This window comes from Pseudomonas sp. 8209 (assembly GCF_028682105.1).
GTDB classification, from domain to species: Bacteria; Pseudomonadota; Gammaproteobacteria; order Pseudomonadales; family Pseudomonadaceae; genus Aquipseudomonas; species Aquipseudomonas palmensis.
Genome location: NZ_JANIAH010000006.1, coordinates 89,381 through 111,496, shown reverse-complemented (window position 1 = coordinate 111,496; position 22,116 = coordinate 89,381). Strand labels below are relative to the sequence as shown.

Genomic DNA, 22,116 nt, shown 5'->3' with positions numbered 1-22,116 from the left:
GCCAAGTGGCGCTGTCGGTTTTGCTGGCGGCTCGATACTATGCGCGGCATGCAGATATCCCTTGATCACCCCTTGCTGTCGCGCATCGTCGACGACCTGGCCACCCGTGGCTGGTCGCAGCACGACCTGTTCCTGCCGGCCCCGCTGACGCGGGCACTGGCGGCCGAGTGCCGCCGCCGCGCCGCCGAAGGCGAACTGGCCCCTGCGGGGGTAGGGCGAGGGCCCGCGCAGGAAGTACGCGAAGGTATTCGCAACGACCATATCCAGTGGCTCGAACCCGGTGACTCGGACGCCTGCGACCAGTACCTGGGGTTGATGGACGGCCTGCGCGAAGCGATGAACCGCGGCCTGTTCCTGGGCCTGGAAGACTTCGAGTGCCACTTCGCCCTGTACCCGCCCGGCGGCTTCTACCGCAAGCACCTGGACCGCTTTCGCGACGACGACCGGCGCATGGTCTCGGCGGTGATCTACCTCAACGAAGACTGGCTGCCCGAACATGGCGGGCAGTTGCGCATGACCCTCAAGGACAATGTGGAACACGATGTGCAGCCGACCGGCGGTTGCCTGGTGGTGTTCCTCTCCGGCGAGATCCCCCACGAAGTGCTGCCGGCCAACCGCGAGCGGTTGTCGCTCACCGGCTGGTTCCGTCGGCGCGGCAACGAGCCCTTCTAGCATGCACAAGGTTCTGGTCAGCGCCTGCCTGTTGGGGCAGCCGGTGCGCTATGACGGTCGCGCCAGCGGGCATCCGGATGTGCTCCAGGGCTGGCAGCGGGAGGGTCGCGTGGTGCCGTTGTGCCCCGAGGTCGCCGGCGGTCTGCCGACCCCGCGGCCACCTGCGGAAATTCCCGGTGGGCAGGGCAGTGCGGTGCTGGAAGGCCAGGCCCGGGTGGTGACGGTAGCCGGCGAGGACGTGACCGCGCCGTTCGTGCAGGGCGCGCACCTGGCGCTGGCACTGGTGCAGCGCCACGCCATAAGGGTGGCCGTGCTCAAGTCGGGCAGCCCGTCCTGTGGCAACCGGCTGACCTATGACGGTACGTTCAGCGGCACCAGGGTGGAAGGTGAGGGTGTGACCACGGCGCTGTTGCGCCGGGCCGGGGTGCAGGTGTTCAGCGAACTGGAGCTGGACGCGGCCGTGCAGGCCCTGGGGGCCCTCGACGCTTAAGGTGCGTCGGTGTCCACGGCAGCATCCGCCGCTTCGGTGTGGGTCTGGGCCTGGGGCTCGACAGCGGGCCGCGCCGCCTGCTGCGCCAGCTCGGTCATGCGCCCGTTGTCCTTGATGCGCTGCAGGGCGGCGTTCAAGGCTTTCTCGAAGGCCGGGTTGTCCTTCTGGAAGGGCATCACATAGCGTTTGTCGTCGTCACCGTCGGTATAGGGTTCGCTGACACCCAGGCGCTGCTTGAGCTCGGGGCTGGCGGTGATCTGGTCCAGGGCGATGTCGTAACGACCGCTTTCCACACCGTCCAGCAACTCGTCATGGTCGACGGGCACGAACTCCACCCCTACATCCAACTCCTTGGCCAACGCCTGGCCCAACCCGATCTCGAAGCCGGTCCACTGGCCTTGCTTGCGGATATTGGTCGAGGAATCGGCGCTGATCGCGATACGCAGTTCATTTCGATCGTTGACCTCGTCGATCAGCTCGGCATGGGCCAACGGGGTCAGCAGGGCCGTGAGCAGTACCCCAATAGTCAAACGCATCTAAGCCCCTTTCCTGGTCTTTGGCAGTGAGTCCGGTCGCCGCGACTTTTTGTGCGTGTCGCGGTCGAACAGTGTCTAGGACCGCACTTGGCCGAGGATGTTAGATGCCAGGGAAGATTTTTCCGTGGCGTTTTTTAAAGCTTGCCTTGGCGCAATTGATCTATCGTAATGAACCGTTGCCCTGGTATTCAGGGGTAAGGGTTACCGAAGTAAATCACAGGAGAAGTGAATGAAAAGCCTATTTTCGCGTGCTGCCGTCGCTGGTTTGTTGATGGGCGTGTCCGCGCTGGCCGCCGCCGAAGGCCTGGTGAGCCAGGCACCACCCAAGGATGCCAAGGTATTCATCGTTTCCCCGGCCGATGGCGCCACCGTCGACAAGACCTTCACCGTCAAGTTTGGCATCGAAGGCATGGAACTCAAGCCGGCCGGCGACGCCACCCCGCATAGCGGCCATCATCACCTGCTGGTGGACGTCGACAAGGCGCCGGCTGCCGACCAGGTGCTGCCCACCAGCCTGATGCCGGAAAACGGCCAGCCGCTGCCCGCCGGCCCGCAGGTACTGCACTTTGGCAAGGCGCAGACCGAAACCCAGCTGACCCTGGCCCCTGGCAAGCACACCCTGCAACTGGTGCTGGGCGACAAGTTCCACGTGCCGTTCAAGCCAAGCGTGGAATCGAAGAAGATCACCGTGACCGTGAAGTAAATCGCGGGCATGAAAAAAGGCGACCCGAGGGTCGCCTTTTTCATTTGGATCGGCGTTGCCGGCGAAGCGTTTAGAACAGCACGCGCGAACGGATGGTGCCGTTGATGTGCTGCAGCTTCTCTTGCGCCAGGTCCGAGTACTCGGCATCGACGTCGATCACCACGTAGCCGACCTTCTCGTTGGTCTGCAGGAACTGACCGGAGATGTTGATCGAGTTTTCCGCGAACACCTTGTTGATCTCGCTGAGCACGCCCGGAATGTTCTGGTGGATGTGCAGCAGGCGGTGCTTGCCCGGGTGCGCCGGCAGGGCCACTTCAGGGAAGTTGACCGACGACACGGAGGTACCGTTGTCGCTGTACTTGACCAGCTTCTCGGCCACTTCCAGGCCGATGTTGGCCTGGGCCTCGGCGGTGGAACCACCGATGTGCGGGGTCAGGATAACGTTGTCCAGGCCACGCAGCGGGCTTTCGAACTGCTCGTCGTTGGAGCGCGGCTCTACCGGGAACACGTCGATGGCGGCGCCGATCAGGTGCTTGTCCTTGATCGCGGCGGCCAGGTGGTCCAGCTCGACCACGGTGCCACGGGCGGCGTTGATCAGGATCGCGCCCTTTTTCATCGCGCGGATTTCCTTCTCGCCGATCATCCACTGGGTGGATGGCAGCTCAGGAACGTGCAGCGAGACGATGTCGGCCAGGCCCAGCAGCTCGTGCAGGCTGGCGACCTGGGTCGCGTTGCCCAGCGGCAGCTTGGTCAGCGGGTCGAAGAAGAACACCTGCATGCCCAGGCTTTCGGCCAGTACCGACAGCTGGGTGCCGATCGAGCCGTAGCCGACGATGCCCAGCTTCTTGCCACGGATCTCGAAGGAGTTGGCCGCGCTCTTGATCCAGCCGCCACGGTGGCAGGAAGCGTTTTTCTCGGGGATGCCGCGCAGCAGCAGGATCGCTTCGGCCAGTACCAGCTCGGCAACCGAACGGGTGTTGGAGTAAGGCGCGTTGAACACGGCGATGCCGCGCTCGCGAGCGGCATCCAGGTCGACCTGGTTGGTGCCGATGCAGAAACAGCCGACAGCGACCAGTTTCTTGGCGCAGTCGAAGACCTCTTCGGTCAGCTGGGTGCGAGAGCGAATGCCGATGAAGTGGGCATCGGCGATCTTTTCCTTCAGTTGCGCATCCGGCAGGGAGCCGGTGAGGTATTCGATGTTGCTGTACCCGGCGGCCTTGAGGACGTCCACGGCGGATTGGTGGACGCCTTCGAGGAGAAGGAACTTGATCTTGCTCTTATCGAGAGAAGTCTTGCTCATCTGCGTAAACCTGTGTCCCGGAGAAAAATGGCAGGGAAAGAAGCGCTCGCAGCATCGGCTTTCGGCACGATCTGCGGGGGTGCGTATGCTAGCATAGGCACCCCTGTTTACGCCCATCCCTGGCACGTGAAACGTGCTCAGGGTGACCATGAATTGTTCGAGAGTTCTGTAGATGACCGATCGTGCGCTGTTGGATGAGCTGATGACCCTGGTTGAGCCTGGAAAGGTCCTGACCGACGCTGCTTCACTTGATGCGTACGGCAAGGACTGGACCAAGCATTTTGCTCCAGCCCCCCTGGCCATCGTGTTCCCCAAGAGCACCGAACAGGTTCAGGCCATCGTGCGCTGGGCCAACCAGCGCCAGGTCGCACTGGTGCCGTCGGGCGGGCGCACCGGCCTGTCGGCTGCCGCAGTAGCCGCCAATGGCGAAGTGGTGGTGGCGTTCGACTACATGAACCAGATTCTCGACTTCAACGAGTTCGACCGCAGCGTGGTGTGCCAGCCTGGCGTGATCACCGAGCAGCTGCAGAATTTTGCCGAGGACAAGGGCCTGTACTACCCGGTCGACTTCGCGTCGGCAGGTTCCAGCCAGATTGGCGGCAATATCGGCACCAATGCCGGCGGTATCAAGGTGATTCGCTACGGCATGACCCGCAACTGGGTAGCTGGCCTCAAGGTCGTGACCGGCAAGGGCGACCTGCTCGAGCTGAACAAGGACCTGATCAAGAACGCCACCGGCTACGACCTGCGCCAGCTGTTCATCGGCGCCGAAGGTACCCTGGGCTTCGTGGTCGAGGCCACCATGCGCCTGGACCGGGCACCCAACAACCTCACCGCGATGGTGCTGGGCACACCAGATTTCGACTCCATCATGCCGGTGCTGCACGCCTTCCGTGGCAAGCTCGACCTGACCGCCTTCGAATTTCTTTCCGACAAGGCCCTGGCCAAGGTGCTGGGCCGCGGTGACGTGCCGGCGCCGTTCGAGACCGATTGCCCGTTCTACGCGCTGCTGGAATTCGAAGCCAGCACCGAGGAAGTGGCCAACGAAGCCCTGGCCACCTTCGAGCACTGCGTCGAGCAGGGCTGGGTACTGGACGGCGTGATGAGCCAGAGCCAGCAGCAACTGCAGAACCTGTGGAAGCTGCGCGAGTACATCTCCGAGACCATCTCGCACTGGACCCCGTACAAGAACGACATTTCGGTAACCGTGTCGAAGGTGCCGGCGTTCCTCAAGGATATCGACGCGATCGTCGCCGAACGCTACCCCGACTTCGAGGTGGTGTGGTACGGCCACATCGGCGACGGCAACCTGCACCTGAACATCCTCAAGCCCGACGACATGAGCAAGGACGAGTTCTTCTCCCGTTGCGCGGTGGTCAACAAGCAGGTGTTCGAGACGGTAGAGAAGTACAACGGCTCGATTTCGGCCGAACACGGCGTGGGCATGACCAAGCGTGACTACCTGACCTACAGCCGTTCGCCGGTCGAGATCGAGTACATGAAGGCAGTGAAGGCGGTGTTCGACCCCAACGGGATCATGAACCCGGGCAAGATCTTCGCCGTCGAGTGAACCCCGCAGCGCCAATAACATCGTTCCAGGAGTCGGCAATGAACTATCAGCACCAGTATGTAGACGGCACGCGTACTCATCTGCCGGTGGGCAAGGTGGTGTGCATCGGTCGCAACTACGCCGAGCACGCCAAAGAGCTGGACAACCCGATTCCGACCGAGCCGCTGCTGTTCATCAAGCCGGGCAGTTGCGTGGTATCGCTGGAAGGCGGGTTCAAGATCCCCGCCGAGCGTGGCTCGGTGCACTACGAGGCGGAAATCGCGGTGCTGCTGGGCAAGTCGCTGTCGCCGGCGCCTACCGAAGAAGAAGTGCTCGACGCCATCTCCGGCTTCGCCCCGGCACTGGACCTGACCCTGCGTGACCTGCAGGCGCAGCTCAAGGAAAAGGGCCTGCCCTGGGAGCGCGCCAAGTGCTTCGACGGCGCCTGCGTGCTGACGCCCTTCGTGGTTGGCAGCACATTCGAGGACCTGGCCGATATCGGCATTCGCCTGAGCATCAACGGCGAGGTGCGCCAGGACGGCAACAGCGCGCTGATGCTCAACCCGATCGTGCCGATGATCCAGCACATGGCCTCGCAGTTCGCGCTGCAGGCGGGTGACGTGATTCTTACCGGTACGCCGGCCGGCGTCGGGCCGCTGAGCGCTGGCGATGAGCTGGTGCTGGAACTGCCCGGTGTGAGCCGTTTCGAGGGCAGCGTTCGCTGACCTGCCCCGGGTGGCAGTCGATAGCCGACTGCCACCTTTTCCCCGGCCTTTGATCGGGCGTTGCCGTTTTTTTCACAAATGATCCGGATAATCCCCGCGAATCAACCTTGTGAACGTGCCTGCGTGTTGCGTGCCAGGCTAAAAAAACAACGGGAATACCTGATGGCCACACCTTATCCTTCCAGCGGTTCGCTCCCTCCTGTGCGCAAGCGTCGTCTCCTGTTGCGCTGGTCTACCTGGCTGGTGACGGCTGCGGTGATCGGCTATGGCGTGGCCATCGCCATGCACTGGGACGACCGTGGCCTGCTGTGGCTGCAGGAGCGTTTCGAGTCGGTGAGCGAACAGCAGGCCAGTATCTGGCTGCCGGGCTATACGGTCGATATCGACGCCAAGGTGCTGCCGGGCATGGAGGACGACGAGGCCTCCGACCTGGCCTACGACCCCCAGCGCAAGACCCTGTTCGCCGTCATGGGCAAGAACCCGTTCCTGGTCGAGCTGAGCCTGGACGGCGATGTGCTGCGCAAGCTGCCACTTAACGGCTGGAGCAACCCCGAGGGGGTTGCGGTGCTGGCGGACGGGCGGTTGGCCATTGTCGACGAGCGTGATCACACCATGACCATCGTCAGCCTGGACGACAGCACCCAGGCACTGAACATCAAGGATTTCACGCAATACGACCTGGGCCCTTCGGCCAATCAGAACAAGGCCTTCGAGGCGATTGCCTGGGACCCGCGCAACCAGCGCCTCGTGCTGGGCGAGGAGCGTCCGCCGCGGCTGTTCACCTGGCGCACCGACGGCCGTTCGCCGCTGACCGGCGACAAGCAGCCGCTGCCCAGTGACGAGCTGGACCTGCGCAACCTCTCGGCGCTGGGGGTCGACCCGCGTACCGGGCACATGCTGGTGCTGTCGGCCGACTCGAACATGCTGCTGGAGCTGGACGAGCGGGGCGAGCAGGTCAGCTTCATGACCCTGCTCGGCGGTTTCAACGGCCTGAAAAAGCGCATCCCTCGCGCCGAGGGCGTGGCCATGGACGACCAGGGCACCCTGTACATCGTCAGTGAGCCGAACCTGTTCTACCGCTTTCGCAAGCAGTGACTCCCGCATAGTGGCATTAAGCTTCGGTTCAGTTGGCTATGGTTAGATGACGCCCGAACCCTGCCGAGTCTTCCCGAATGCGTCGTTACCTGCCCCTGGTCTTTCTTGTTTTCAGTCTGCTGGCCCTTGCCGCCCTGGGCGTGGCGGGGCAGCAGCACCGCGTGTTCGAGCGTGCCTGGTTCGACCTCAAGGCCTGGTGGCAGCCGGCCGAGCAGGGCATGGGGCTGAGCCGCTACCAGGTGGTGGTCGAGGCACGCCCGGTCGAGGGGCTGCAGGCGGATATTTCGGCGCTGACCTTCGACCCGGACCGCAACAGCCTGTACACGGTCACCAACAAGAACCCCGAGCTGATCGAGCTGTCGCTGGAGGGGCGCATCGTGCGGCGCATCCCCCTGACCGGTTTCGGCGACCCCGAGGCGGTGGAGTATGTGGGGCCGGGCAGTTTCGTGATCACCGACGAGCGCGAGCAGCGCCTGATCCGGGTGCATGTGGCGCCCGATACCGCGTTCCTGGATGCCAAGGATGCCGAGCAGCTTACCCTGGGCATCGGCCTGAACGGCAACAAGGGTTTCGAGGGGCTGGCCTACGACTCGGGCGGCAAGCGCCTGTTCGTGGCCAAGGAGCGCGACCCGATGCTGATCTACGAGGTGCACGGGTTTCCCCATGACAATCCGGAGCAGCCCTATGCGGTGCACGTGGTGCAGGACCGCAAGCGTGATTCGCGGTTGTTCGTGAGAGACCTGTCGAGCTTGCAGTTCGACGAGCGCAGCGGGCATCTGCTGGCCCTGTCGGACGAATCGCAACTGGTGCTGGAGCTGGACGTGAAGGGCAAGCCGATCAGCAGCCTGTCGCTGCGCAAGGGGTCTGCCGGGTTGAAGGCGAGCGTGCCGCAGGCCGAGGGGATTGCGCTGGACGATGCCGGGACGCTGTATGTGGTGAGCGAGCCGAACCTGTTCTACGTATTCAAGAAGACCGAGTAGGCTGTATCGCGGGTCAAGCCCGCTCCCACAAGATCACACCGAACTTGTGGGAGCGGGCTTGGCCCGCGATGAGGCCGCCCCGCAAACTTACCTGGTCAGGGTCTTCACGCCGTCCGCAGTCCCCAGCAGCAGCAGGTCCGCCGGGCGCGCCGCGAACAGGCCGTTGGTCACCACGCCCACGATCGCGTTGATCTGGGTTTCCAGCTCCACCGGGTTGGTGATCTGCAGGTTGAACACGTCCAGGATGATGTTGCCGTTGTCGGTCACCACGCCTTCGCGGTACACCGGGTCGCCGCCCAGTTTCACCAGCTGACGTGCCACATGGCTGCGCGCCATCGGGATCACCTCGACCGGCAGCGGGAAGGCGCCCAGTACCGGCACCAGCTTGCTCGCGTCGGCAATGCAGATGAAGGTCTTGGCCACGGCCGCGACGATCTTCTCGCGGGTCAGGGCTGCGCCACCGCCCTTGATCAGGTTCAGGCGCTCGTCGCTCTCGTCGGCACCGTCCACATAGAACTCCAGGTCGCTGACCGTGTTCAGCTCGTACACCGGAATGCCGTGGCCCTTCAGGCGTGCAGCCGTGGCCTCGGAGCTGGCGACCGCACCATCGAACGCACCCTTGTGCAGCGCCAGGGCGTCGATGAAGCAGTTGGCGGTCGAACCGGTGCCGACGCCGACGATGCTCTTGTCATCGAGCTTGGGCAGAATGAAATCGACAGCGGCCTGGGCGACAGCCTGTTTGAGTTGGTCCTGGGTCATGCGGGCTCCGGAGCGGGCAGGGGTATCGTGAGGGCGCGTAGTATAGCGGCTAAAACCACAGACTGGCTGTGGTCGCCCGACCGGGCGCTGCGGTAGACTCCGAGGCCCCGCCCAGCTGCCCAGTGATGCGTTCCCGATGCTCGAACAGTACGTCAAGAAGATCCTCACCTCGCGCGTCTATGACGTCGCCGTCGAAACCCCGCTGCAACCGGCCGGCCAGCTCAGCAAGCGCCTGGGCAACCACGTGCTGCTCAAGCGCGAAGACCTGCAGCCGGTGTTCTCGTTCAAGATCCGCGGCGCCTACAACAAGCTGGCGCAGTTGAGCGCCGAGGAACTGGCGCGGGGCGTGGTCACCGCCTCGGCCGGCAACCATGCCCAGGGCCTGGCGCTGGCCGCCCGTGAACTGGGGATCAAGGCCACCATCGTGATGCCCAAGACCACCCCCGAGATCAAGGTCGAAGGCGTGCGCTCGCGGGGCGCCAAGGTGGTGCTGCATGGCGATTCGTTCCCCGAGGCGCTGGCCTACTCGCTCAAGCTGGTGGACGAAAAGGGCTTCGTCTATATCCACCCCTATGACGACCCGCACACCATCGCCGGGCAGGGCACCGTGGCCATGGAGATCCTGCGCCAGCACCCCGGGCCGCTGGACGCGATCTTCGTGCCGGTGGGCGGCGGCGGCCTGATCGCCGGCATTGCAGCCTACGTCAAATACCTGCGCCCCGAGATCAAGGTGATCGGTGTCGAGCCGGACGACTCCAACTGCCTGCAGGCCGCCATGGCCGCCGGCGAGCGCGTGGTGCTGCCGCAGGTGGGCCTGTTCGCCGATGGCGTGGCGGTGGCGCAGATCGGCCAGCACACCTTCGACATCTGCAAGGATCATGTGGACGAGGTGATCACCGTCAGCACCGACGAGATCTGCGCGGCCATCAAGGACATCTACGACGATACCCGCTCGATCACCGAACCTGCCGGCGCGCTGGGCGTTGCCGGCATCAAGAAGTACGTTGAGCTGCGAGGTGTGACCGGGCAGACCCTGGTGGCCATCGACTCCGGTGCCAACGTGAACTTCGACCGCCTGCGCCATGTGGCCGAGCGCGCCGAACTGGGCGAGGGCCGCGAGGCGATCATCGCAGTGACCATCCCCGAACAGCCGGGCAGCTTCAAGGCGTTCTGCGAGGCCATCGGCAAGCGCCAGATCACCGAATTCAACTACCGCTACCACGCCGACGGCGAGGCGCACATCTTTGTCGGGGTGCAAACCCACCCCGACACCGACCCGCGCAGTGCCCTGCTGCACAGCCTGACCGCGCAGGGTTTTCCGGTGCTGGACCTGACCGACAACGAGCTGGCCAAGCTGCACATCCGCCACATGGTGGGCGGGCACGCTGCGCGGGTCAGCGACGAGCTGGTGCTGCGCTTCGAGTTCCCGGAGCGGCCGGGGGCGCTGTTCAACTTCCTCAACAAGCTGGGTGGGCGCTGGAACATCTCGATGTTCCACTACCGCAACCATGGCGCGGCCGATGGTCGCGTGGTGGCCGGGCTGCAGGTGCCGGATGATGAGCGCCACCTGGTGCCGGCGGCACTGGCCAAGATCGGCTACCCGTACTGGGATGAAACCGACAACCCGGCGTACCGGCTGTTTCTGGGCTGAACGGCTACGCTGTTGGGCAACGCCTGAGGAATAAGAAGACATGGAATTGCTGACAAGCCTGAAAATCGCCCACGTACTGGCCACGGTCGTGCTGCTGGGCAGTGCCCTGGGCCTGGCGCTGTGGGTCTGGCTGGCACGACGCAAGGGTGACGTGACTGCGCACACGCGCCTGTTGCAGCGGCCTTTGCTGTTCGTATGGTTGCTGATGGGCGTATGCCTGGTGAGCATGCCGTTCAGTGGCTGGTGGCTGGTGCACCTGATCGGCTGGCCATTGGGGCAGACCTGGGTGCTGGGCTCCAGCCTGATCTATACGGTGGGGGCGTTCTGCTGGTTCTGGCTGAGTGTGCGCCTTAACCGGCTGCGCACGGCGCCGGGCGCAGGCAACCCGAAGGTGACGCTGGGCCTGGCGGTGTTCTGCGCCGTGTGCTTCATCGCGATTGCCGGGCTGATGGGTGCAAAACCCGTCTGATGCCTTCGCCGGCAAGGCCGGCTCCTACACCCGTTGCGCTGTAGGAGCCGGCCTTGCCGGCGAATGGTCACACCTCAATCGCGCAGGCTGATCACCGGCCAGCCGCGTTTCTCGGCTTCGGCACGCAGGGTCGGGTCCGGGTTCACCGCCACCGGGTTGGCCACCTGCTCCAGCAGCGGCAGGTCGTTGATCGAGTCGCTATAGAAGTAGCTGTCGTCCAGGTTCAAGCCATTCTCTTCGAGCCAGCGGTTCAGGCGCGTCACCTTGCCTTCACGGAAGCACGGCACGTCGATGCTGCGCCCGCTGTAGCGACCGTCGACCATCTCGCACTCGGTGGCCAGCAGGGTCTCCACGCCCAGGCGCTGGGCAATCGGGCCGGTGATGAAGCGGTTGGTGGCGGTGATGATCACCAGCTTGTCGCCTGCGTCACGGTGCTTTTGCAGCAGCGCCAGGGCCTGGGGCAGGATGATCGGCTCGACGCAGTCGCGCATGAAGTCGCGGTGCCATTCGTCGAGTTGCGCCATTTCGGTCCTGGCCAGGATCTCCAGGGTGAATTCAAGGTACGCGCCCTGGTCCAGCTTGCCGGCCAGGTAGTCCTGGTAGAACGCATCGTTGCGGTTCTTGTAGGCGATGGGGTCGAGAATCCCGCGTTCGCACAGGTAATCGCCCCAGGCGTGGTCGCTGTCGCCACCCAGAAGCGTGTTGTCCAGATCGAATAAAGCCAGGCGCATCGAAGTCACTCGCATAACATCTGAAAAGGCCCACAGAATACGTACTTTTATCTGCTATGCACATAAGGTGGAGCGGCGCGTTGCTGGCGTTGCAAGCTTTGTGGAACAATGCGGCGACATGCGTTTGCGAGGTTGCTGCCGTGATCGACCCCGATGGTTTTCGCCCCAATGTCGGGATCATTCTGACCAATGATCTCGGGCAGGTGCTATGGGCTCGACGGATCAACCAGGATGCCTGGCAGTTTCCACAAGGCGGGATCAACCCCGAGGAAACGCCGGAAGACGCCCTGTACCGCGAGCTGAATGAAGAAGTGGGCCTGGAGCGGCAGGATGTTGAAATTCTTGCCTGCACCCGTGGCTGGTTGCGTTATCGTTTACCCCAACGCCTGGTGCGTACCCACAGCCAACCGCTGTGCATCGGCCAGAAACAGAAATGGTTCCTCCTGCGCCTGGTGTCCAACGAGCAGCGGGTGCGGATGGATTTGACCGGTAAACCGGAATTCGATGGGTGGCGCTGGGTCAGCTATTGGTATCCGTTGGGCCAGGTGGTGACATTCAAGCGCGAGGTTTACCGCCGCGCTCTCAAAGAGCTTGCCCCGCGCCTGCTGGCGCGCGACTGACGACGGAGTTCGACCCCGAGCCATGCTCAATACGCTGCGCAAGATCGTCCAGGAAGTTAACTCCGCCAAGGATCTCAAGACGGCGTTGGGGATCATTGTGTTACGCGTCAAAGAAGCCATGGGCAGCCAGGTGTGTTCCGTCTACCTGCTCGACCCGGAGAGCAACCGCTTCGTGCTGATGGCCACCGAGGGCCTGAACAAGCGCTCCATCGGCAAGGTCAGCATGGCCCCCAACGAAGGCCTGGTGGGCCTGGTGGGTACCCGCGAAGAACCGCTGAACCTGGAAAACGCCGCCGATCACCCGCGTTATCGCTACTTTGCCGAAACCGGCGAAGAGCGCTTTGCCTCCTTCCTCGGTGCACCCATCATCCACCACCGCCGCGTGGTGGGCGTGCTGGTCATCCAGCAGAAGGAACGTCGCCAGTTCGACGAGGGCGAAGAAGCCTTCCTGGTCACCATGAGTGCGCAGTTGGCCGGGGTTATCGCCCATGCCGAGGCCACCGGCTCGATTCGCGGCCTGGGGCGCCAGGGCAAGGGTATCCAGGAAGCCAAGTTCGTCGGCGTGCCGGGCTCGCCGGGCGCGGCGGTGGGTACGGCGGTGGTGATGCTGCCGCCGGCCGACCTGGACGTGGTGCCGGACAAGACCGTCACCGACATCGACGCCGAACTCAAACTGTTCAACAACGCCCTCGAAGGCGTGCGCAGCGACATGCGCAACCTCTCGGCCAAGCTCGCCACCCAGCTGCGCCCCGAAGAGCGTGCGCTGTTCGACGTGTACCTGATGATGCTCGAAGACGTCGCCCTGGGCGGCGAGGTGGTGGAGGTCATCAAGACCGGCCAGTGGGCCCAGGGCGCCTTGCGCCAGGTGGTGGGCGAGCACGTCAACCGCTTCGAGCTGATGGACGACGCCTACCTGCGCGAGCGCGCCTCCGATGTCAAAGACCTGGGCCGGCGCCTGCTGGCCTACCTGCAGGAAGCCCGCCAGCTGACCCTGGTGTACCCCGACAACACCATCCTGATCAGCGAAGAGCTGACCCCGGCCATGCTCGGTGAAGTACCCGAAGGCAAGCTGGTGGGGCTGGTGTCGGTACTCGGCTCGGGCAACTCCCACGTCGCGATCCTGGCGCGTGCCATGGGCATCCCCACGGTGATGGGCCTGGTCGACCTGCCGTATTCGAAGGTCGACGGCATCCAGATGATCGTCGACGGCTACAAGGGCGACGTCTACACCAACCCCAGCGAAGTGCTGCGCAAGCACTACACCGAAGTGGTCGAGGAGGAGCGCCAGCTGGCCCAGGGCCTGGACGCCCTGCGCGAACTGCCGTGCGAGACGCTCGATGGCTACCGCATGCCGCTGTGGGTCAACACCGGGCTGCTGGCCGACGTGGCGCGGGCGCAGCAGCGCGGCGCCGAAGGGGTGGGGCTGTACCGTACCGAAGTGCCGTTCATGATCAACCAACGCTTCCCCAGCGAAAAGGAGCAGCTGGCGATCTATCGCGAGCAACTGGCGGCCTTCCACCCGTTGCCGGTGACCATGCGCAGCCTGGACATCGGGGGTGACAAGGCGCTGTCGTACTTCCCGATCAAGGAGGACAACCCATTCCTGGGTTGGCGCGGTATCCGCGTGACGCTGGACCACCCGGAGATCTTCCTGGTGCAGACCCGCGCCATGCTCAAGGCCAGCGAAGGCCTGAACAACCTGCGCATCCTGCTGCCGATGATCTCCGGGATACACGAACTGGAAGAGGCATTGCACCTGATCCACCGCGCCTGGGGCGAGGTGCGCGACGAAGGCACCGACGTGCCGATGCCGCCTGTGGGGGTCATGATCGAGATTCCGGCGGCGGTCTACCAGACCCGCGAGCTGGCGCGCATGGTCGACTTCCTGTCGGTGGGGTCCAACGACCTGACCCAGTACCTGCTGGCGGTCGACCGCAACAACCCGCGGGTGGCCGACCTCTATGACTACCTGCACCCTGCGGTGCTGCAGGCCTTGCAGCACGTGGTGACCGCGGCGCATGCCGAGGGCAAGCCGGTGAGCATCTGTGGCGAGATGGCTGGCGACCCGGCAGCGGCGGTGCTGCTGATGGCCATGGGCTTCGACAGCCTGTCGATGAACGCCACCAACCTGCCGAAAGTGAAATGGATGCTGCGTCAGATCAGCATGAGCAAATCCAGGGAATTGCTGGAGCAGGCGATGGGTATCGATAACCCGCAGGTTATCCACAGCTCGCTGCAACTGGCGCTGAAGAACCTGGGGCTGTCGCGGATGATCAATCCTGGGGCTTCCAAGACCCTGTGAAGCCGGGGCCGCTTCGCGGCCCTTCGCGGGTCAAGCCCGCTCCCACAGGGATCTCACCGGTCTTGATGCTTGTGCTGTATCTGTGGGAGCGGGCTTGGCCCGCGAAAGCGTCAAACCTGCAGGGTGACCTCGCCCAACTGCCCCCCAAACGGCCCGAAGCTGCGCTCCACCATCAACCTGCTTCCATCCGCCTCGACAATCAACACCGTACTCGCCCGCGTCCCGTAGTTCTGGCTGGCAATGAACACGCTTGACAGCAACCGCTCGGTCGCCAGCCCCACACCGGTCTGCGGCAGCTCGGCCTCTTCGGCCTGCTGCTCATCCCCCAGCAACGCCAGCAGCCGCTGTGGTCGCGGGTCCTGCAGCTGGTCTTCGAGCGCAGCCCGCATCTTCAGCAGTTTCGGCCACGGCGTATCCAGCCCGGCATTCGACAAGCCGTACACCCCCTCGCCCAGCAGCACCGGCGCCGCCTCCTGCGCATTCAGGTACCCCAACTGCCCGGCGTCCCCTACCAGCAGGTTGAATCCCGAATACTGGCTGCTGCGGCTGGCCACATGGTCCAGGTAAGCCTCAACCCCCAGCTCGCCGCGCAGAAACCCCGCCACCAGCTCGCCGCGCGAGCGCGCACCCTGCGCCTGCTGCGGGTCCCGAATATTGGTCAGCGCCGCAAAGCGCCCGCCCGGTCCGACCCCCAGCCAGCTGCCGCCAGCCTCCAGGTCACGTCCGGCATACACCCCGGGCGCATCCTCCCACGCCCCCAGCGCCTGGCTGGGGCGGGCATAGAACTCGTCACGGTTGGCCGCGACGATCAGCGGCCGGGCATGCCCCGGGCGCCATGCAAAAGCAATCAGACACATAGGTTCGCTCCCAGTGTTTTCAGCCACTCTACCCACACTGGCGTTCGCTATCCATCGACTAAACGTGTCTTCACTAGAGCCACAGGCCCACCTTCCGTTACCATGCCGAACTGATTTTGGGGGTCGACAATGGAATTTGTGATCTATCTGGTGCTGGGCGCCTGTGCAGGTGTACTGGCCGGGCTGTTCGGCGTGGGCGGCGGCATCATCATCGTGCCAGTGCTGGTACTGAGCTTCACCCTGCAGGGCTTCGACGCCTCGGTGCTGACCCACCTGGCAGTCGGCACGTCGCTGGCGACCATTGTCTTCACCTCGGTCAACGCCATCCTCGAGCACCACCGCCGTGGCGCGGTGCAGTGGCCGATCTTCGTGTGGATGACCGTGGGCATCCTGCTCGGCGCCGGGGTAGGGGCCAAGACCGCCTCGCTGATCCAGGGCCCGCACCTGCAGAAGATCATCGGCGTGTTCGCCCTGCTGGTGGCCGTGCAGATGGCCCTGGACCTCAAGCCCAAGGCCAGCCGCGGCGTACCCGGCAAGCTTGGCCTGACCGCCGCCGGCGGCGTGGTGGGCTGGGCCTCGGCGATCTTCGGCATCGGCGGCGGCTCGCTCACCGTGCCCTTCCTGACCTGGCGCAGCCTGCCCATGCAGCAGGCGGTGGCCACGTCCTCGGCCTGTGGTTTCCCGATTGCGGTGGCCAGTGCCCTGAGTTTCATCGTGCTGGGCTGGGACGAGGCGCACCTGCCGCCCAACAGCCTGGGCTTCGTGTATTTGCCGGCGCTGCTCGGGATTGCCCTGACCAGCATGTTCTTTGCCCGTTTCGGTGCGCGCCTGGCGCATAAACTGTCGCCACGCCTGCTCAAGCGGCTGTTCGCCGCACTGCTGTTCTGTGTAGGCCTGAGCTTTTTGCTTTAACGAGAGGAGTCACCATGCTGCCTTACCCGCAGATCGATCCCGTGGCACTGGCCATCGGGCCGCTGAAAATCCACTGGTACGGCCTGATGTACCTGATCGGCATCGGCGGCGCGTGGCTGCTGGCGTCGCGCCGGCTGCACCGCTTCGACCCCACCTGGAGCCGCGAGAAACTCTCCGACCTGGTGTTCTGGCTGTCCATGGGCGTGATCGTCGGCGGGCGCCTGGGCTACGTGCTGTTCTATGACCTGAGCGCGTACCTGGCCAACCCGACGCTGATCTTCGAGGTGTGGAAGGGCGGTATGTCGTTCCATGGCGGCTTCATCGGCGTGATGCTGGCGGCGCTGTGGTTCGGCAAGCGCAACAACAAGTCGTTCTTCGAGCTGATGGACTTCGTTGCGCCGCTGGTGCCAATCGGCCTGGGTGCCGGGCGCATTGGCAACTTCATCAACGCCGAGCTGTGGGGCAAGGCCACCGACGTGCCGTGGGCCATGGTGTTCCCGCCGTTCAGCGACCCGGCGCAATTGCCGCGTCACCCGTCGCAGCTGTACCAGTTCGCCCTGGAAGGTGTGGCACTATTCCTGATTCTGTGGCTGTACTCGCGTAAACCGCGCCCGACCATGGCGGTTTCCGGGATGTTCGCGCTGTTCTACGGCATCTTCCGCTTCATCGTCGAGTTCGTGCGGGTGCCGGATGCGCAGCTGGGTTACCTGGCCTTCGGCTGGCTGACCATGGGGCAGGTGCTGTGCGTGCCGATGATCGTCGCCGGTATCGCGCTGATCTGGCTGGCCTACCGCCGCGCGCCGAGTGCCAAGGGCGCCGCGCTTTAATTTTCCCGGCAGGGGCCTGGCCCCTGCCGGTATCGAGACAGGTAAGACATGAAGCAATATCTAGAGCTGGTGCGTGATGTGATCGAGAACGGCACCCTGCAGGGCAACCGTACCGGCGTGCGCACCATCAGCTTGCCGGGCGCCATGCTGCGTTTCGACCTGCAGAAGGGTTTCCCGGCCATCACCACCCGCCGTCTGGCGTTCAAGTCGGCGATCGGCGAAATGGTGGGCTTTCTGCGTGGCGTGAAGAACGCCGGCGAATTCCGTGAACTGGGCTGCAAGGTCTGGGACCAGAACGCCAACGAGAACGCCCAGTGGCTGGCCAACCCGTTCCGCCAGGGGCATGACGACCTGGGCGAGATCTACGGCGTGCAATGGCGCCAGTGGCCGGCCTACAAGCGCATCCCGCTGAGCAACCCGGCGGCCATCGAGCTGGCGCAGAGCAATGGCTTCGTGAAGATTGCCGAGGCAGAAGAAGAGGGCGAGGCGTTCGTGGTGCTGTACAAGGCCATCGACCAGATTCGCCAGTGCATCGACACCATCCACAACGACCCGGGCAGCCGCCGCATCCTGTTCCATGGCTGGAACTGTGCGCAGCTGGACGAGATGGCGTTGCCGCCGTGCCACCTGCTTTATCAGTTTCACCCGAACGTGGAGACCAAGGAGATTTCCCTGACCCTCTACATCCGCTCCAACGACCTGGGCCTGGGCACGCCGTTCAACCTCACCGAAGGCGCCGCGCTGCTGTCGCTGGTGGGCCGCCTGACCGGCTACACGCCGCGCTGGTTCACCTACTTCATCGGTGATGCGCACGTGTACGAGAACCACCTGGACATGCTCACCGAACAGCTCAAGCGCGAGCCGCTGGCGGCGCCGAAGCTGGTGATCTCCGACCGTGTGCCGGAGTATGCCAAGACGGGTGTGTACGAGCCTGAGTGGCTGGAGAAGATCGAACCGAGCGACTTCAGCCTGGAAGGCTACGAGCACCATGCGCCGATGACGGCGCCGATGGCGGTTTAAGCGCGCCATACCGCTTCGCCAGCAAGGCTGGCTCCTACAAGGATCACCGCGATCTCCTGTAGGAGCCAGCCTTGCTGGCGAAAGGGCTGTCAATTAACGTCCAGTTTGTAGCCTTGGCGCACAATGCGCCGTTACGCCTGCTTCATCCCCAACTCCGCATCATCGATCAGCGCCTTGGCGAACCCGCTGAGGTAATAAGCTGCCCACACCGCTGCGCCATCGTCATCCATCACACCGTTCAGAATGAGCTTGTGCACGCAGCCGAGCATGATCGAAGCCTGCTCCAGTGCGTAATCGCAGGGGATGCCGGGGACGATTCGGAACAGCTCTGTAGGTGGGTTTTGGCTTCGAATGAACGTCGCGGCACCTATCGTCTCGCCTGTGCCAGCTTGCGGGCCGTTACTCATGCAGAAATCCTTGTTCCAGAGTTAGCAGGTTGGCTAGTGCATGCTCTACCAACGCTTTAGCCATCTCGGCCGAATGCAGCACACTCAGCAGCATACTGTGGCTTGGATCATTGGCGTGGGTTCTACAGAATTCATTGGTGGTTTCATGGATGCCGCGCATCAATTCGCTAGCGAAGGCAAGGGAGTCAGCGGTAACGAGGTCGCTGTGGATGGAGAAGTAGGGGCTGGTGAATGGGTGTAGAACAGGCGGATCGGGGACGATCTTTTTCATGGCGTAACTCCTAGGTTCACTCAGGAGCTACCGCCCAATCCCTCTCACAGGATGTAGGGTGGCAGCCGTACGCGGGGTGAGAGACCGGAGACCTAGGAACCCGGCCAGACCAAAGTCTGCCCGCGCACAGCTGCCATGACAAAGCTGCCATCAGGTCAAGGACGGGCTCTCACACCCGGTCGCCAAATCGACGACTAGGGAAAACTAGCCTTGATGTGCCTTCTCAGCAACGGAGAAAGGGTGGCAGCTTGCGTAGGATAGTTCTGAAAGCATTTAGACTGGAAATTTTTTGACCCATGTGATCGCAGACGAAGGATGGCCGTATAAGCGCGCCATACCGCTTCGCCAGCAAGGCTGGCTCCTACAAGGATCACCGCGATCCCCTGTAGGAGCCAGCCTTGCTGGCGAAAGGGCTCTCAGTCAGTGCCCATGACTGCGCCCCACATGCGAATGCTCCGCCTCCGGGGCTGTCACCGCACCGTTCACCTCCAGATGCTGCAGGATCGAGCACTGCGTTTCCTGCGCCCGGCAATGCTGGCGCAACTCCAGCAACTGCCCCTGCAACGCCACCAACCCGTCGATGCGCGCCTTCACGTGCTGGATATGCTCGTCGATCAGCGCATTCACGCTTTCGCACTGGTCCTCCGGGCTGTCGCGCAGGCGCAGCAGGCTGCGGATCTCTTCCAGGGTCATGTCCAACGTGCGGCAGTTGCGGATGAAGGTCAGCCGCTCCACGTGCGCCTGGGTATACAGCCGGTAGTTGCCCTCGCTGCGCGCAGGCTCTGGCAAGAGGCTTTCACGCTCGTAGTAGCGAATGGTTTCCACCGGGCAGTCGGTGGCCCTGGCCAGCTCTCCGATCTTCATCTGCAAAATACCTCGGTTGGTTGCTTGACCCTATAGTGGCTACAGGGTGTTCACTTGGCAACAGGACCTTTAGGGATGAACCACATGAACCAGCCTGTCAGCCCCGACCACGTCGGCCACGCGCACGATCACAAGCATGAACATAGCCACGATCATGCCCACGACCACGCGGACCACGACCACGCCAGCCCCGCGCCTGCCGCGCCTGCCCACGGCAGCTGCTGCTCCGGCGCCGCCACACCGGCCCTGGTGCAGCTGCGTGAAACCACCAGCAGCGATGCGCGGCTGAGCCGCTTCCGGATCGAGGCCATGGACTGCCCGACCGAGCAGACCCTGATCCAGAACAAGCTGGGCAAGCTCGACGGCGTCGAGCAGCTGGAATTCAACCTGATCAACCGTATTCTCGGCGTCACGCATACCCACCCCGACACCCTCGGCATCGAGCAGGCGATCACCTCGCTGGGCATGCACGCCGAACCGCTCGACGATGCGGGCGAGGCCGGCAGCGACGCAGGGGCTGCGCCGAAGAAACCCTGGTGGCCGCTGGCGCTGTCCGGTGTCGCCGCACTCGCCGCCGAGATCGTCCACTTCACCAATGCCGCCCCGGAATGGGCCGTGGCCCTGCTGGCGCTGGCGGCCATCCTCGGCTGCGGCCTGGGCACCTACAAGAAGGGCTGGATTGCCCTGAAGAACCGCAACCTGAACATCAACGCACTGATGAGCATCGCCGTGACCGGCGCCGTGCTGATCGGCCAGTGGCCGGAAGCGGCCATGGTGATGGTGCTGTTCACCCTGGCCGAACTGATCGAGGCGCGCTCGCTGGACCGTGCACGCAACGCCATCGGCGGCCTGATGCAACTGGCCCCGGACCTGGCCACCGTGCGCCAGGCCGACGGCCAATGGCAGGAGGTCGACGTGCGCCAGGTGGCCCTTGGCGCCACCGTGCGCGTGCGCCCAGGCGAACGTATCGGCCTGGACGGCGAAGTGCTGCAAGGCCAGTCCAGCATCGACCAGGCGCCGATCACCGGCGAAAGTCTGCCGGTGGAGAAGGGCCCCGGCGACAAGGTGTTCGCCGGCACCATCAACCAGTCCGGTGCGCTGGAGTACCGCGTGACCGCCGCCGCCGGCCAGTCGACCCTGGCCCGCATCATCAAGGCCGTGGAGCAAGCCCAGGGCGCCCGTGCCCCGACCCAGCGCTTCGTCGACCAGTTCTCGCGCATCTACACCCCGGTGGTGTTCGTGCTGGCACTGGCGGTGGCCGTGGTGGCACCCCTGTTCTTCGGCGGCCTGTGGTTCGACTGGATCTACCGTGCGCTGGTGCTGCTGGTGGTGGCGTGCCCGTGCGCGCTGGTGATCTCGACCCCGGTGACCATCGTCAGCGGCCTGGCCGCAGCAGCGCGCAAGGGCATCCTGATCAAGGGCGGCGTGTACCTGGAGGGCGGGCGCAAGCTCAGCTTCCTGGCGCTGGACAAGACCGGCACCATCACCCACGGCAAACCGGTGCAAACCGACTACCGCGTGCTCGATGCGCGCTTCGAAGACCGCGCCCAGCACATCGCCGCGAGCCTGGGCGCTCGTTCCGATCACCCGGTGTCGATGGCCATCGCACAGCAGTACGCCGATAAGCCGCTGGCCGAGGTCAGCGAGTTTCAGGCCCTGATGGGCCGTGGCGTGGGCGGCAGGATCGACGGCGTGCTGTACCACCTGGGCAACCATCGCCTGGTCGAGGAACTGGGCCTGTGCTCGCCCGAACTGGAAGCCCGGCTCGATGAGCTGGAGCGCCAGGGCAAGACCGTGGTGCTGCTGCTCGACGCCTCCGGCCCGCTGGCGCTGTTCGCCGTGGCCGATACGGTCAAGGAAAGCAGCCGCGAGGCGATTGCGCAGTTGCATGCACTGGGTATCAAGACCGTCATGCTCACCGGCGACAATCCGCACACCGCCGAGGCCATCGCCGCGCAGGTGGGCATCGATGAGGCTCGCGGCAACCTGCTGCCGGCCGACAAGCTCAAGGCCATCGAAGACCTGTACGCCCAGGGCCATCGGGTCGGCATGGTCGGCGACGGCATCAACGATGCCCCGGCGCTGGCGCGCGCCGAGATCGGGTTTGCCATGGCGGCGGCCGGTACCGACACCGCCATCGAAACCGCAGACGTGGCACTGATGGATGACGACTTGCGCAAAATCCCGGCGTTCGTCAGGCTCTCGCGGCAAAGCGCGGCGATCCTGGTGCAGAACATCGTTCTGGCCCTGGGCATCAAGGCGATCTTCCTGGCGATCACCTTCACCGGCATGGCGACCTTGTGGATGGCGGTGTTCGCCGACATGGGCGTGAGCTTGCTGGTGGTATTCAACGGCTTGCGCCTGCTCAGAAAGTAA

Annotated in this window: 23 protein-coding genes; 15 read left to right on the top strand and 8 right to left on the bottom strand. The window is 64.2% G+C overall.

Features of this window, described 5'->3' with window-relative positions:
- Positions 1 to 39: 39 nt before the first annotated feature.
- Together NP552_RS14490 and NP552_RS14485 are read left to right on the top strand one after the other, a co-directional pair.
- Complete coding sequence (locus NP552_RS14490) at positions 40 to 672, top strand: 2OG-Fe(II) oxygenase (RefSeq protein WP_043863436.1); 633 nt, start codon at positions 40 to 42, stop codon at positions 670 to 672.
- A gap of 1 nt (position 673) precedes the next feature.
- Positions 674 to 1,162, top strand: coding sequence for a DUF523 domain-containing protein (locus NP552_RS14485; protein WP_100634264.1), 489 nt, complete (start codon positions 674 to 676; stop codon positions 1,160 to 1,162).
- Here the strand turns inward: NP552_RS14485 and NP552_RS14480 are convergent.
- Positions 1,159 to 1,698: a transporter substrate-binding domain-containing protein gene (locus NP552_RS14480; RefSeq protein ID WP_043863438.1), complete on the bottom strand. Its 540-nt coding sequence runs from the start codon at positions 1,696 to 1,698 to the stop codon at positions 1,159 to 1,161. The two genes, NP552_RS14485 and NP552_RS14480, sit on opposite strands and share 4 nt — an antisense overlap.
- A 229-nt stretch (positions 1,699 to 1,927) precedes the next feature.
- Here NP552_RS14480 and NP552_RS14475 point away from each other — a divergent pair, with 229 nt between their 5' ends.
- Positions 1,928 to 2,401, top strand: coding sequence for a DUF4399 domain-containing protein (locus NP552_RS14475; protein WP_043863439.1), 474 nt, complete (start codon positions 1,928 to 1,930; stop codon positions 2,399 to 2,401).
- 70 nt (positions 2,402 to 2,471) lie between these two features.
- Here the strand turns inward: NP552_RS14475 and serA are convergent, their stop codons facing one another.
- Positions 2,472 to 3,701 carry a phosphoglycerate dehydrogenase gene (gene serA, locus NP552_RS14470; RefSeq protein WP_043863440.1) on the bottom strand — a complete coding sequence of 410 codons (1,230 nt, stop codon included), beginning with the start codon at positions 3,699 to 3,701 and terminating at the stop codon, positions 2,472 to 2,474.
- Positions 3,702 to 3,873: 172 nt separating this feature from the next.
- On the opposite strand from serA, the gene NP552_RS14465 reads away from it, so the two are divergent.
- The 4 genes from NP552_RS14465 to NP552_RS14450 all read left to right on the top strand — a co-directional run bounded on the left by NP552_RS14465 (position 3,874) and on the right by NP552_RS14450 (position 8,050).
- Entirely contained in the window at positions 3,874 to 5,271 is a 1,398-nt protein-coding gene (locus NP552_RS14465; protein ID WP_043863441.1) for an FAD-binding oxidoreductase, read from the top strand.
- A gap of 38 nt (positions 5,272 to 5,309) precedes the next feature.
- Positions 5,310 to 5,975 carry a fumarylacetoacetate hydrolase family protein gene (locus NP552_RS14460; protein ID WP_043863442.1) on the top strand — a complete coding sequence of 222 codons (666 nt, stop codon included), beginning with the start codon at positions 5,310 to 5,312 and terminating at the stop codon, positions 5,973 to 5,975.
- Positions 5,976 to 6,137: 162 nt separating this feature from the next.
- The gene (locus NP552_RS14455) at positions 6,138 to 7,070 is read left to right on the top strand and encodes an SdiA-regulated domain-containing protein (RefSeq protein WP_274096856.1); all 933 of its coding nucleotides are present in this window, start codon (positions 6,138 to 6,140) and stop codon (positions 7,068 to 7,070) included.
- A gap of 77 nt (positions 7,071 to 7,147) precedes the next feature.
- Positions 7,148 to 8,050, top strand: a complete 903-nt coding sequence (locus NP552_RS14450; RefSeq protein WP_088514631.1) for an SdiA-regulated domain-containing protein — start codon at positions 7,148 to 7,150, stop codon at positions 8,048 to 8,050.
- An 87-nt stretch (positions 8,051 to 8,137) separates the two neighbouring features.
- Here NP552_RS14450 and rpiA read toward each other — a convergent pair whose 3' ends face one another.
- On the bottom strand, positions 8,138 to 8,809 hold the full coding sequence (gene rpiA / locus NP552_RS14445; protein ID WP_043863445.1) for a ribose-5-phosphate isomerase RpiA: 672 nt from the start codon (positions 8,807 to 8,809) through the stop codon (positions 8,138 to 8,140).
- A 136-nt stretch (positions 8,810 to 8,945) separates the two neighbouring features.
- Between rpiA and ilvA the strand changes: the two genes are divergently transcribed.
- Together ilvA and NP552_RS14435 are read left to right on the top strand one after the other, a co-directional pair.
- Complete coding sequence (ilvA, locus tag NP552_RS14440; protein WP_054915520.1) at positions 8,946 to 10,460, top strand: threonine ammonia-lyase, biosynthetic; 1,515 nt, start codon at positions 8,946 to 8,948, stop codon at positions 10,458 to 10,460.
- A gap of 40 nt (positions 10,461 to 10,500) precedes the next feature.
- Positions 10,501 to 10,929, top strand: coding sequence for a DUF2269 family protein (locus NP552_RS14435; RefSeq protein ID WP_043863447.1), 429 nt, complete (start codon positions 10,501 to 10,503; stop codon positions 10,927 to 10,929).
- A gap of 74 nt (positions 10,930 to 11,003) precedes the next feature.
- Here NP552_RS14435 and NP552_RS14430 read toward each other — a convergent pair whose 3' ends face one another.
- Positions 11,004 to 11,660: an HAD family hydrolase gene (locus NP552_RS14430; protein WP_043863448.1), complete on the bottom strand. Its 657-nt coding sequence runs from the start codon at positions 11,658 to 11,660 to the stop codon at positions 11,004 to 11,006.
- A gap of 140 nt (positions 11,661 to 11,800) precedes the next feature.
- On the opposite strand from NP552_RS14430, the gene NP552_RS14425 reads away from it, so the two are divergent.
- Together NP552_RS14425 and ptsP are read left to right on the top strand one after the other, a co-directional pair.
- A complete protein-coding gene (locus tag NP552_RS14425; RefSeq protein WP_043863449.1) occupies positions 11,801 to 12,280 on the top strand; it encodes an RNA pyrophosphohydrolase in 480 nt (159 codons plus the stop codon).
- 22 nt (positions 12,281 to 12,302) lie between these two features.
- On the top strand, positions 12,303 to 14,582 hold the full coding sequence (ptsP, locus tag NP552_RS14420) for a phosphoenolpyruvate--protein phosphotransferase (RefSeq protein ID WP_043863450.1): 2,280 nt from the start codon (positions 12,303 to 12,305) through the stop codon (positions 14,580 to 14,582).
- Positions 14,583 to 14,692: 110 nt separating this feature from the next.
- On the opposite strand, the gene NP552_RS14415 is transcribed toward ptsP, so the two are convergent.
- Positions 14,693 to 15,439, bottom strand: a complete 747-nt coding sequence (locus NP552_RS14415; protein ID WP_054915521.1) for an NRDE family protein — start codon at positions 15,437 to 15,439, stop codon at positions 14,693 to 14,695.
- Between the two features lie 129 nt (positions 15,440 to 15,568).
- On the opposite strand from NP552_RS14415, the gene NP552_RS14410 reads away from it, so the two are divergent.
- From NP552_RS14410 to NP552_RS14400, 3 genes are read left to right on the top strand one after another with little or no spacing between them, the layout of a single operon-like run.
- Entirely contained in the window at positions 15,569 to 16,351 is a 783-nt protein-coding gene (locus NP552_RS14410; protein ID WP_043863452.1) for a sulfite exporter TauE/SafE family protein, read from the top strand.
- Positions 16,352 to 16,365: 14 nt separating this feature from the next.
- Positions 16,366 to 17,178 carry a prolipoprotein diacylglyceryl transferase gene (lgt, locus tag NP552_RS14405; protein WP_088514634.1) on the top strand — a complete coding sequence of 271 codons (813 nt, stop codon included), beginning with the start codon at positions 16,366 to 16,368 and terminating at the stop codon, positions 17,176 to 17,178.
- A 48-nt stretch (positions 17,179 to 17,226) separates the two neighbouring features.
- The gene (locus NP552_RS14400; RefSeq protein ID WP_043863454.1) at positions 17,227 to 18,198 is read left to right on the top strand and encodes a thymidylate synthase; all 972 of its coding nucleotides are present in this window, start codon (positions 17,227 to 17,229) and stop codon (positions 18,196 to 18,198) included.
- 131 nt (positions 18,199 to 18,329) lie between these two features.
- On the opposite strand, the gene NP552_RS14395 is transcribed toward NP552_RS14400, so the two are convergent.
- The 3 genes from NP552_RS14395 to cadR form a co-directional block, all read right to left on the bottom strand.
- Positions 18,330 to 18,605 carry a DUF3077 domain-containing protein gene (locus NP552_RS14395; protein WP_058541767.1) on the bottom strand — a complete coding sequence of 92 codons (276 nt, stop codon included), beginning with the start codon at positions 18,603 to 18,605 and terminating at the stop codon, positions 18,330 to 18,332.
- Positions 18,598 to 18,876 carry a hypothetical protein gene (locus tag NP552_RS14390; RefSeq protein ID WP_058541768.1) on the bottom strand — a complete coding sequence of 93 codons (279 nt, stop codon included), beginning with the start codon at positions 18,874 to 18,876 and terminating at the stop codon, positions 18,598 to 18,600. The genes NP552_RS14395 and NP552_RS14390 overlap by 8 nt, the downstream gene beginning before the upstream one ends.
- Before the next feature lie 420 nt (positions 18,877 to 19,296).
- Positions 19,297 to 19,740 (bottom strand): Cd(II)/Pb(II)-responsive transcriptional regulator, encoded by a 444-nt coding sequence (gene cadR / locus NP552_RS14385; protein WP_043863455.1) that lies wholly within the window; start codon positions 19,738 to 19,740, stop codon positions 19,297 to 19,299.
- Positions 19,741 to 19,824: 84 nt separating this feature from the next.
- Here cadR and NP552_RS14380 point away from each other — a divergent pair, with 84 nt between their 5' ends.
- Positions 19,825 to 22,116 carry a heavy metal translocating P-type ATPase gene (locus tag NP552_RS14380; RefSeq protein ID WP_274096855.1) on the top strand — a complete coding sequence of 764 codons (2,292 nt, stop codon included), beginning with the start codon at positions 19,825 to 19,827 and terminating at the stop codon, positions 22,114 to 22,116.

Bases quoted from the DNA above. Each gene is read 5' to 3' on its own strand.
- NP552_RS14490 (WP_043863436.1), top strand. From the start codon at position 40: ATGCGCGGCATGCAGATATCCCTTGATCACCCCTTGCTGTCGCGCATC.
- NP552_RS14485 (WP_100634264.1), top strand. From the start codon at position 674: ATGCACAAGGTTCTGGTCAGCGCCTGCCTGTTGGGGCAGCCGGTGCGC.
- NP552_RS14480 (WP_043863438.1), bottom strand. From the start codon at position 1,698: ATGCGTTTGACTATTGGGGTACTGCTCACGGCCCTGCTGACCCCGTTG.
- NP552_RS14475 (WP_043863439.1), top strand. From the start codon at position 1,928: ATGAAAAGCCTATTTTCGCGTGCTGCCGTCGCTGGTTTGTTGATGGGC.
- serA (WP_043863440.1), bottom strand. From the start codon at position 3,701: ATGAGCAAGACTTCTCTCGATAAGAGCAAGATCAAGTTCCTTCTCCTC.
- NP552_RS14465 (WP_043863441.1), top strand. From the start codon at position 3,874: ATGACCGATCGTGCGCTGTTGGATGAGCTGATGACCCTGGTTGAGCCT.
- NP552_RS14460 (WP_043863442.1), top strand. From the start codon at position 5,310: ATGAACTATCAGCACCAGTATGTAGACGGCACGCGTACTCATCTGCCG.
- NP552_RS14455 (WP_274096856.1), top strand. From the start codon at position 6,138: ATGGCCACACCTTATCCTTCCAGCGGTTCGCTCCCTCCTGTGCGCAAG.
- NP552_RS14450 (WP_088514631.1), top strand. From the start codon at position 7,148: ATGCGTCGTTACCTGCCCCTGGTCTTTCTTGTTTTCAGTCTGCTGGCC.
- rpiA (WP_043863445.1), bottom strand. From the start codon at position 8,809: ATGACCCAGGACCAACTCAAACAGGCTGTCGCCCAGGCCGCTGTCGAT.
- ilvA (WP_054915520.1), top strand. From the start codon at position 8,946: ATGCTCGAACAGTACGTCAAGAAGATCCTCACCTCGCGCGTCTATGAC.
- NP552_RS14435 (WP_043863447.1), top strand. From the start codon at position 10,501: ATGGAATTGCTGACAAGCCTGAAAATCGCCCACGTACTGGCCACGGTC.
- NP552_RS14430 (WP_043863448.1), bottom strand. From the start codon at position 11,660: ATGCGCCTGGCTTTATTCGATCTGGACAACACGCTTCTGGGTGGCGAC.
- ptsP (WP_043863450.1), top strand. From the start codon at position 12,303: ATGCTCAATACGCTGCGCAAGATCGTCCAGGAAGTTAACTCCGCCAAG.
- NP552_RS14415 (WP_054915521.1), bottom strand. From the start codon at position 15,439: ATGTGTCTGATTGCTTTTGCATGGCGCCCGGGGCATGCCCGGCCGCTG.
- NP552_RS14410 (WP_043863452.1), top strand. From the start codon at position 15,569: ATGGAATTTGTGATCTATCTGGTGCTGGGCGCCTGTGCAGGTGTACTG.
- lgt (WP_088514634.1), top strand. From the start codon at position 16,366: ATGCTGCCTTACCCGCAGATCGATCCCGTGGCACTGGCCATCGGGCCG.
- NP552_RS14400 (WP_043863454.1), top strand. From the start codon at position 17,227: ATGAAGCAATATCTAGAGCTGGTGCGTGATGTGATCGAGAACGGCACC.
- NP552_RS14395 (WP_058541767.1), bottom strand. From the start codon at position 18,605: ATGAGTAACGGCCCGCAAGCTGGCACAGGCGAGACGATAGGTGCCGCG.
- NP552_RS14390 (WP_058541768.1), bottom strand. From the start codon at position 18,876: ATGAAAAAGATCGTCCCCGATCCGCCTGTTCTACACCCATTCACCAGC.
- cadR (WP_043863455.1), bottom strand. From the start codon at position 19,740: ATGAAGATCGGAGAGCTGGCCAGGGCCACCGACTGCCCGGTGGAAACC.
- NP552_RS14380 (WP_274096855.1), top strand. From the start codon at position 19,825: ATGAACCAGCCTGTCAGCCCCGACCACGTCGGCCACGCGCACGATCAC.